Here is an 8,071-nt window from a genome sequence, read left to right on the forward strand (position 1 = left end):
TGGCGCTGGACTAAACAAAGGCCCCCTTTTAGGGGGCTCACACAAAGCCACCTTCTTTAGAAGGTGGTAATTTACTTAAAGTAAACAATGTAAATTAAATGCCAATACGAATGATTATCACCTAAATTATGCCCCACATTTATTGGTGATGATTGTTTCTATGTTGCTTAAAAGCAAAGGTGTTCAAACTTGGGCTCGCCGCCTACATATCTATATTTCGATGGCTCTTCTCTTAGTTACGCTGTTTTTTGCAGTAACTGGTATTACCCTCAATCGCCCCGAATTGTTTGAACGCAGTGAACCTATCATTCAACAACATACTCTGACGGTTCCGCACTCAGTTCTATTCTCACATTCAGATACCTTTCAACCTAATCGTGAAGGGCTGGTGGCTTTCTTGACTAAAGAAACCGAGCTTCGCGGCACTCCCTCCGCACTAGATGTGTATACCGAAGTTGAGCAAGGTGAGTTGTTACTCGGAGAGCTTTCTATGGATTTTAAAGGCCCGGGTTATAACGCTACGGTCTTTATTGATATGACTACTGGTGCAGCAGACGTCGAAACGACGCACTACGGTATTGTTGCGCTGCTGAACGATCTACATAAAGGACGCAACAGTGGTGGGATTTGGAAGTGGTTTATCGACGTCACTGCGCTTTTGATGGTGTTTTTTGTTCTTACAGGCGTGTGCTTATTACTGCCTAAGAAGAAGACGCTCAGAACGTCAATGCAATGGATGAGCTTTGGTACGTTACTGTCGCTCGTAATTTATTTTGTTGCTGTTCCATAACAGCTTTTTTAGAGAACACTTATGTTGAACACAGGAAGATTTTTCCGCCGTAATCACTTTTGTAAAGCCGCTTTGATCGCGGCTTTTACTCCTTTCTCTCTTTCCGCGGCGCCTCTACCAGATAACGCGAAGGTCGACTTCGAACTCGAACTTCCAAAGATAGATACCTCAATGTATGCACGCCCTTATGTGGCGGTTTGGGTTGAAAACGATCAGCGTAAACCGGTTAAAACCATTCAGTTATGGGTAGGGAAAGACGAATGGTTAAAAGATCTACGCAGCTGGTGGAGAAAAGCGGGTCGTTATGATCGTGAACTTGTTGATGCGGTGACTTCTGCAACACGTCCTGCTGGTCAATACCGCTTTGTCTGGGATGGAACCAATGACTCAGGGGAGCGTTTGGAACAAGGAAATTACACGTTGTACGTCGAAGTCGTTCGTGAACACGGTGGGCGAAACTACTTACGTCAAAAAATAACGCTAGCGGACAGTGACGTGCGCTATGAGCTTAAACCAACACAAGAGACGGGTGTCATCACCGTCAATTATCAAGTTAAGTGATTAAAGGACACAACAATGAAAACCAAAATGAAAGCAGTGGCATTGGCGAGTGTAATGGCAATGGGATTGGCTGTAACCACCACCGCACAAGCACATCCACGTTGGGTTCTGCCCTCTCACTTTACGGTTTCTAAAGAAGGCGGTGACTGGCTGACATTTGATGTTACTGCCTCTCACGGAACGTTTGTTTTTGATAAGCCTGCGGGTAGTGATCAGGCATTTGTGGTGATGCCGGATGGCCGCTCTGAGCGTCCTAACTTTGTTGTTCGTGGCAAGCGTCGCTCTATGTTTGATTTCTTTTTTACAGAAGAAGGCACGCACAAAGTCGCGATTAATAATCAGCCGAGCTACTACACACAATACAAAGCGGGCCGTCGTGATACGGTGAAATGGGCGCGAGCAAACAAAGCTGAGCGTGGTGACGTGCTTCCTGAGCAAGCGCGTGATGTGGTTACTCAACTAAGTTACACCCGAGCAGAAAGCTACATTACGGTTGGTATGCCAACGGACAAAGCGTTGGAGATTGAAGGCAAAATGCTGGAGATGAAACCGATCACGCATCCATCGGACATCATTGAAGGTGAGCCTGTGACTTTCCAGTTTTTCTTTAACGGAGAGCCACAAGAGGGCGTTACTGCTGAGATTACACGTGAAGGTACCATGTACCGAAACCATCAAGAACAAATCGATGTGGTGAGCGATAAAGATGGCAAAGTGATCTTCACGCCAGAGGTCGCCGGGCGCTACTTAATGAAAGCGAACTACAAAGGTGAATTAAAAGATAATCCATTGGCGGATAAAGCGAGTGCCAATGTTCACCTTACGTTTGAAACTCAACTTAACTAATCGAATTAGGCTCAGCAATTGCTGGGCCATTTTGGAATTATCATGAATAACACTTCTCTTCTAAAAGCGGTTTTGCTTTTTTCTGGATTTGCGTCCTTTCACGCTGCTGCACATTTTCCTCTGATGAGCTGTCACTTGGCGCAAGATAAAGTGATTTGTGAAGCGGGCTACTCGGATGGATCGACAGCGGTCGACTACGATGTCGAAATGTACGATTACGACGACAATCTGATCGCCAAAGAAAAAACAGATAAGCGTTCCATCGCAGAATTTACTCACCCTGAAACAGATTTCTATTTGGTATTTGATGCCGGACATGAAAGCCCGGTGGAAGTGGATATCGTTGAGCTGAAAGAGAAATGAGTGTACAGAAAGTTCGCCCTGATGATGGTAACCGAGAAGGAAAGTGGGTCGCACTGACAATCGCAGCAATTCTCAGTTCAGCAGCCATACTTATGCCCTACCATCAGGTCGCGACTGAAAAGCCAGACATGCAGTCTCATCAAGTGTTAATCACGGATTTACATCAAAATGAGTTGGGGTTGATCGCTGAGCTTAAGCTCGCTCATGAAGAGATTCGTGATTTGCAGTTAGATACCGGAACTTGGCCTGAGATCTCTGATATGGAGGTGCTTTGGATTGCTCCGTTCGTGAAAGACCAAAACTGGAAGCGTAAAGGTTCTCATCAGTGGCAACGAATTGATGACGGTGTCTACATTGGCGTGAAGACCAGTGCCCAAGGCTCTGCTTCCATGCTGTTGGATAGCCGCAGTTCTCAAGCTGATATTTGGTTTAATGATTCTAGCCGTTCGTTAAATGTGGAGGGACTAAGCGATCTAGCTAAACGCCACGATTTCGGGTGGAAACAAATCGTTCTGTCAGACTCTTCCTCTCATTCTCACGCCCATTAAGACAACATAATTGATAAGTACTATGATCAAACGCTCTCTTTTACGTCGTATTCTTACAGCCACCGCGTTATTGACGGTGTCTTCTACTGGCTTTGCTGCCGATAAACTCAGTATTGGTATTACGCTTCAACCTTATTACAGCTATGTTAAAGCCGTTGTTGGTGAGAAGGCGGACATCGTTCCTTTGGTTGATGCTGGTTTTAATCCTCACAACTATTTGCCACAACCTAATGATCTTAAGCGCTTAAATGAAATGGACGTAATAGTGATCAATGGTATTGGTCATGACGATTTTGCACTGAAAGTGATCAAGGCTTCTCAGCGTGATGATCTCGTGGTTATAGAAGCGAACAAAGAAGTGCCTTTATTGCCCGCTATGGGGCAGTCTGTTGGTCAAGGAGCAGTGAACCCTCACACCTTTGTCGGTCTATCAACAACCATTCAAAAGGTTTACACCATCGCGAGTGAGCTAAGCCAATTGGACCCAGACAATGCTACGTTCTATCGCCAAAATGCTCGTAAATACGCGAAAACATTTCGCCTGATGAAGCGTGATGCAATGTTGTCTCTTGGTGAGTTGGACACGGCTGGTATGAAGGTGGCGACAACCCACAATGCTTACGGATATATCCTTCAGGAGTTTGGTGTTGACGTTGCCGCTGTCATTGAGCCTGCTCATGGTGTAGAACCAAGTGCAAGTCAGCTACAGGAAACGATAGAGAAAATTCGTGAATCGGGCATTGATGTTCTGTTTTATGAGCTCAATATGCCGAATCGCTTTGTTGATACCATCGAAGAGGCGACCGGGGTGCAGCTTTATCGCTTTTCTCACATGACTCACGGTGAGTATGAGGCTGATAAAGTCGAGGTTGAGATGCGAGATAATGTGGAAACACTAATCGAAGCCATGAAATTTGTGGCGAGTAAGCGAGCAGGGGAAAAGGCGTGATGACTGGACCTTCCGTTTCCTTAAGTAACGTGGGCCTAAAATACGCCGACAATATCATTTTGCAGAACATCAGCGCCGAATTCGAGAACGCGAAATGTCACGTGATTATGGGACCGAACGGCGGTGGTAAAACCTCTTTGCTTCGTTCGGTACTTGGACTCACGCCATTTTCGGGAAACATAGCGCTCAATTGGCCAGAACCATCAGCTGCATCGGGGAAGATAGGGTATGTGCCACAAAAAGCGATGTTTGAAGCAAGCCTCCCGTTAACCGTGATGGATTTTGTACTGCTTAACCAAACTCGTATCCCTCTATTTTGGCGACGTAAAACGAAACAAACTCAACATGCCCTGGCCCAGCTGGATCGCGTGGGTATGGCAACGCGTAGCGACCGTCGTATGGGGCAACTCTCTGGCGGTGAGCAACAGCGTGTTTTGTTTGCGCAAGCTTTACTGGATGAGCCCAATTTATTGGTTTTAGACGAACCTACAACTGGCATGGATGAGCAAGGTGTTCGATATCTTGAAGGTTTGATTCATGAAGTCGTTGGAGAAGGCAAAACGGTACTGGCAGTACACCATGACGTGACCGCAGTGCGCCGTTTAGATGCGCAGGTCCATGTTGTAAATCGTCAAATTGTGGCGTCAGGGCACCATTCAGATGTACTAAGTCCTGATCGTATAGAAACATTATTCAAGCACTACACAGCAAAAGTGGAGGCTGCATAATGGATTGGTTGCGAGAGTTAGCGGTTAGCGGCGTTGAAGCTGGATGGTTAAGCGATAGCTTTTCTTATGCTTTCATGGTGAACGCAATTGTTGCAGCGCTGATATTAGGACCATTACTTGGTGGTCTTGGTACATTAGTCATCGCCAAGCGACTGGCTTTTTTCTCTGAAGCGGTTGGGCATGCTGCGCTTACCGGAATCGCGATTGGTGTGTTGCTCGGTGAGCCGCCAGAGAATCCGATCATCGGATTGTTTAGCTTTTGTATGATTTTTGCGCTGTTGCTTCACTTTGTTCGTAATCGTACGAATGTACCTTACGACACACTGGTTGGGGTTTTTCTTGCACTAGCGTTAGCGGTTGGTGCTGCGCTGTTAATGTACGTTGCTCGCAAGATCAACATTCACATGTTGGAGAACGTGTTGTTTGGCTCGATCTTGACTGTGACGGACAACGATATCCTTATTTTAGCGATCAGTTGTTTGATCATATTACTGCTTCTTATTCCAACGTTTAACCGCATTTTGCTGACTTGTATTAGCCCGGATATTGCACGTGTACGCGGCTTTAATACCAGCTTTTATGATTACTTATTTGTCATGATGATCACCTTGGTCACCATCGCCGCGGTAAAGATTATTGGCGCGGTATTGGTTGGTGCATTGCTACTGATTCCTGGTGCAACGGCTAGGTTATTGACTAAACGCATGGGCAGTTTCGTTCTCCTTTCTTCTTTATTGGCAACCATTGCGTGTTTAGTCGGAACCATACTGCCGATGGAGCTTGAGCTACCAGTGCCATCAGGCGCATCCATCATCATTGTTTCTGCGGCATTTTTCTTAACAGCAACGGTTTACCGAATTATCCAAAAAGCGTAACCCTTTTTATAAAGTAATGAACATGAAGATAAAAAAATTAGCGATAACTTTTGGTTTGGTTATAGCGACGACATTTCCATCGTTGGCAAGCGCCAAAGACATTTTAACCAGCACTCCCGTCACGTACATGTTGTCTGAGCAACTTATGAAAGGTACAGGGATAGAGACTCAGTATCTGCCTCCAAAGCGTTACGGCGTTGAGCGTCTTGAGAACTGGTTCGCAAATAAAGGTACAGAGCAAGTTAAGCAAGCGGGTCAAGCCGCGACGGTTGCTATTACTCTTGGTGCGATTTGGAAACAAGACCCGACTTATGTTTACGCTCGACAGGGCAACATTCACTTGATTGAAATCGATGCATCACAGGCCATTTCTCCTAGAGCTCAAGGAGTTGCAGCACTGACATTGGAAAACGGGTCAACATCGAAGTACGCGTGGCTGAACCCTACAAACTTAATCCGAATGGCGGGCATTGTTGGAGAGGATCTACAACGTGTATATCCTGAACACCAAAAGGCGATTCAAACGAATCAACAGGCTTTTATGCTCAATGTGCGTGAACTGATCAACCAACAACAGGCAGAGATCTTTGATAAAGGCATCGATTCAGTGGTACTGATGAGTGAGTCACTAGAGGACTTTGCCTCTGGCAACCAATTGTTTGTGGTTGGGCGCGAATTTAAGCCGGAACTCGAGTGGACAGAAGAAGACAAATTATCTTTAAAAGCTCAGTTTGAACAAGATAAAACGCTATGGTTAGTGACGGATAAACGACCGTCGAAAACCTTGACATCGCTTATTAAACCGAGTCGTATACTGCAAATTGATGTTATTGACCGCTGGGGCAGTAAGGGTATCAAAACTGAGAAGCCACTCGCACGTTGGGAGATGTGACACGTAAAAAGCCACAGATTTTATGATGGGGAATGAAAAGTTCCCTATTTTTTTGTGATTTAGTTCAGAATGTGAGCATTAGTACCACCGGTTGCATAAGAAAGTGTTTGTTTCATTTCTATTTCATTACTACTTTGTTATGTGTTCGTTGCGATTGATTCGGATTTAATCTGTTTCTAAGCGAACCGGTACAAACAACTATACGGATGTTAACAATGAAAATGAAAACTCTAGCCGTTGCAGTGGCGGCACTAGCATGTGGTTCACAGGCTTTCGCAGCTGAAGTTTACAATAGCGAAGGCACATCTCTTTCTATCGGCGGCCACGTTTCAGTTAATTTGAATGGTTCAGATGAAGGTGAAACAGACGTAGGTACTAACTCTCCACGTATTAACTTAGCTGGGAAAAAAGACATCGGTAATGGCATTACTATCGATGCAAAAGGTGAATGGCAGCTAAATTACCTGAACGGCGGCGAGAATTCATTTACAACTCGTCTTGGATACATTGGTGCTACACACGAGCAGTTTGGTCGAGTTGTTGGCGGTACTCAATGGTCGCCATACTACGATGTAGCGGGTGTCGCGGATTTACCAATTGCTTATGCGAATGACTTCCTATACGAAAACCATAACAACCTAGGCTCTGGGCGAGCTGAAAAAATGCTGAGTTATCGTAAGAGCTTTGAATTTGGTGAAGGATTTGTCTTTAACTTAGGTCTTGGTTGGCAGGGCAAAAACGATGACATAAGTGAAGTTCTTGAGAAAGATAAAGATTCCGGTTTGCCAGTGTATGTTAAAAAAGGAGCTGAATACGATGCTCGTGGTCAAGTAGCGTTAAGTGCACAGTTTGCTGGCTTTGGTCTTGGTTACGTATACAGTGGCGGTGATGTAACGTCCGGCTCAATTACTAAAGACGCGATTTCTCATATTATCGCTGCTAATTATGGCGAATATGGTTCAGGTATTTATGCTGCGATCGTCTACGGCATGAACGAGTATTTCTATGCTGGTTTGGAAGAGACAGTGCAATTAGAAGGTCTACTTGCATATGGATTTAACAACTGGACGTTAAGCGTAAACTACGAAGCGGTGGAAGATGATAAGGCAAGCAAGACATTATTTAGCCAGTCTGCACTTCAAGCCGAGTATGCTGTAACACCGTCATTCTACACCTACGCAGGTTACCAGTTTGATCTTGGTAACGACATCAATAAAGTTGAAGATGACGCTTGGACAATCGGTGCTCGTTACTACTTTTAATAAATAGGCCAGTTTCTACTGCCTAAACACATTAATTGTGTTAACGCCTACTCGTTGTGAGTAGGCGTTTTTCTTTCTGCTTTCCTTTGGCTATAAGAGACGCTGGTCATTCTGTGCTTAGGTAACCTCACTCCTTGTTTAGAGAGTGCGTCTATAAAAAATGCTCGCAACTTGCGGGCATTTTTGTTTTCAGCCCTAAACCACCTACTTCAGTAGGTGGTTATCATCCGTTTCGGCTTTGCCTGTAAAACTACTCA

Annotated in this window: 10 protein-coding genes; all 10 read left to right on the forward strand. The window is 45.1% G+C overall.

All coding sequences use genetic code 11. The annotated features are described in order from the left end of the window. Nucleotides 1–160: 160 nt before the first annotated feature. The 10 genes from R7Z49_RS22580 (at nt 161) to R7Z49_RS22625 (ending at nt 7,814) form a co-directional block, all read left to right on the forward strand. Entirely contained in the window at nt 161–790 is a 630-nt protein-coding gene (locus R7Z49_RS22580) for a PepSY-associated TM helix domain-containing protein (RefSeq protein ID WP_005374254.1), read from the forward strand. A gap of 21 nt (nt 791–811) precedes the next feature. Further along, nucleotides 812–1,351, forward strand: coding sequence for a DUF2271 domain-containing protein (locus R7Z49_RS22585; protein WP_054576196.1), 540 nt, complete (start codon nt 812–814; stop codon nt 1,349–1,351). Between the two features lie 15 nt (nt 1,352–1,366). After that, nucleotides 1,367–2,197, forward strand: coding sequence for a DUF4198 domain-containing protein (locus R7Z49_RS22590; RefSeq protein ID WP_005374252.1), 831 nt, complete (start codon nt 1,367–1,369; stop codon nt 2,195–2,197). A 42-nt stretch (nt 2,198–2,239) separates the two neighbouring features. Next, nucleotides 2,240–2,560 (forward strand): hypothetical protein, encoded by a 321-nt coding sequence (locus tag R7Z49_RS22595; protein WP_005374251.1) that lies wholly within the window; start codon nt 2,240–2,242, stop codon nt 2,558–2,560. Further along, nucleotides 2,557–3,108, forward strand: a complete 552-nt coding sequence (locus R7Z49_RS22600) for a DUF6162 family protein (protein ID WP_005374250.1) — start codon at nt 2,557–2,559, stop codon at nt 3,106–3,108. Before R7Z49_RS22595 ends, R7Z49_RS22600 begins: the two co-directional genes overlap by 4 nt. 22 nt (nt 3,109–3,130) lie before the next feature. Next, a complete protein-coding gene (locus tag R7Z49_RS22605) occupies nt 3,131–4,057 on the forward strand; it encodes a metal ABC transporter solute-binding protein, Zn/Mn family (protein WP_005374249.1) in 927 nt (308 codons plus the stop codon). After that, complete coding sequence (locus R7Z49_RS22610; RefSeq protein ID WP_017635536.1) at nt 4,057–4,785, forward strand: metal ABC transporter ATP-binding protein; 729 nt, start codon at nt 4,057–4,059, stop codon at nt 4,783–4,785. Before R7Z49_RS22605 ends, R7Z49_RS22610 begins: the two co-directional genes overlap by 1 nt. Then, nucleotides 4,785–5,660 carry a metal ABC transporter permease gene (locus tag R7Z49_RS22615; RefSeq protein ID WP_005393560.1) on the forward strand — a complete coding sequence of 292 codons (876 nt, stop codon included), beginning with the start codon at nt 4,785–4,787 and terminating at the stop codon, nt 5,658–5,660. Before R7Z49_RS22610 ends, R7Z49_RS22615 begins: the two co-directional genes overlap by 1 nt. Nucleotides 5,661–5,682: 22 nt before the next feature. Further along, the gene (locus R7Z49_RS22620; protein WP_064376711.1) at nt 5,683–6,552 is read left to right on the forward strand and encodes a metal ABC transporter solute-binding protein, Zn/Mn family; all 870 of its coding nucleotides are present in this window, start codon (nt 5,683–5,685) and stop codon (nt 6,550–6,552) included. A gap of 215 nt (nt 6,553–6,767) precedes the next feature. Beyond that, nucleotides 6,768–7,814: a porin gene (locus tag R7Z49_RS22625; protein WP_064376710.1), complete on the forward strand. Its 1,047-nt coding sequence runs from the start codon at nt 6,768–6,770 to the stop codon at nt 7,812–7,814. The last annotated feature ends 257 nt before the right edge of the window (nt 7,815–8,071 follow it).

The organism is Vibrio sp. 1562 (genome assembly GCF_033340155.1).
Taxonomy (GTDB): domain Bacteria; phylum Pseudomonadota; class Gammaproteobacteria; order Enterobacterales; family Vibrionaceae; genus Vibrio; species Vibrio alginolyticus.

What these genes read in the sequence shown, in the direction of transcription:
- R7Z49_RS22620 (WP_064376711.1), top strand. Translation starts at nt 5,683, where the DNA reads ATGAAGATAAAAAAATTAGCGATAACTTTTGGTTTGGTTATAGCGACG.
- R7Z49_RS22625 (WP_064376710.1), top strand. Translation starts at nt 6,768, where the DNA reads ATGAAAATGAAAACTCTAGCCGTTGCAGTGGCGGCACTAGCATGTGGT.
- R7Z49_RS22600 (WP_005374250.1), top strand. Translation starts at nt 2,557, where the DNA reads ATGAGTGTACAGAAAGTTCGCCCTGATGATGGTAACCGAGAAGGAAAG.
- R7Z49_RS22610 (WP_017635536.1), top strand. Translation starts at nt 4,057, where the DNA reads ATGACTGGACCTTCCGTTTCCTTAAGTAACGTGGGCCTAAAATACGCC.
- R7Z49_RS22590 (WP_005374252.1), top strand. Translation starts at nt 1,367, where the DNA reads ATGAAAACCAAAATGAAAGCAGTGGCATTGGCGAGTGTAATGGCAATG.
- R7Z49_RS22585 (WP_054576196.1), top strand. Translation starts at nt 812, where the DNA reads ATGTTGAACACAGGAAGATTTTTCCGCCGTAATCACTTTTGTAAAGCC.
- R7Z49_RS22580 (WP_005374254.1), top strand. Translation starts at nt 161, where the DNA reads ATGTTGCTTAAAAGCAAAGGTGTTCAAACTTGGGCTCGCCGCCTACAT.
- R7Z49_RS22615 (WP_005393560.1), top strand. Translation starts at nt 4,785, where the DNA reads ATGGATTGGTTGCGAGAGTTAGCGGTTAGCGGCGTTGAAGCTGGATGG.
- R7Z49_RS22605 (WP_005374249.1), top strand. Translation starts at nt 3,131, where the DNA reads ATGATCAAACGCTCTCTTTTACGTCGTATTCTTACAGCCACCGCGTTA.
- R7Z49_RS22595 (WP_005374251.1), top strand. Translation starts at nt 2,240, where the DNA reads ATGAATAACACTTCTCTTCTAAAAGCGGTTTTGCTTTTTTCTGGATTT.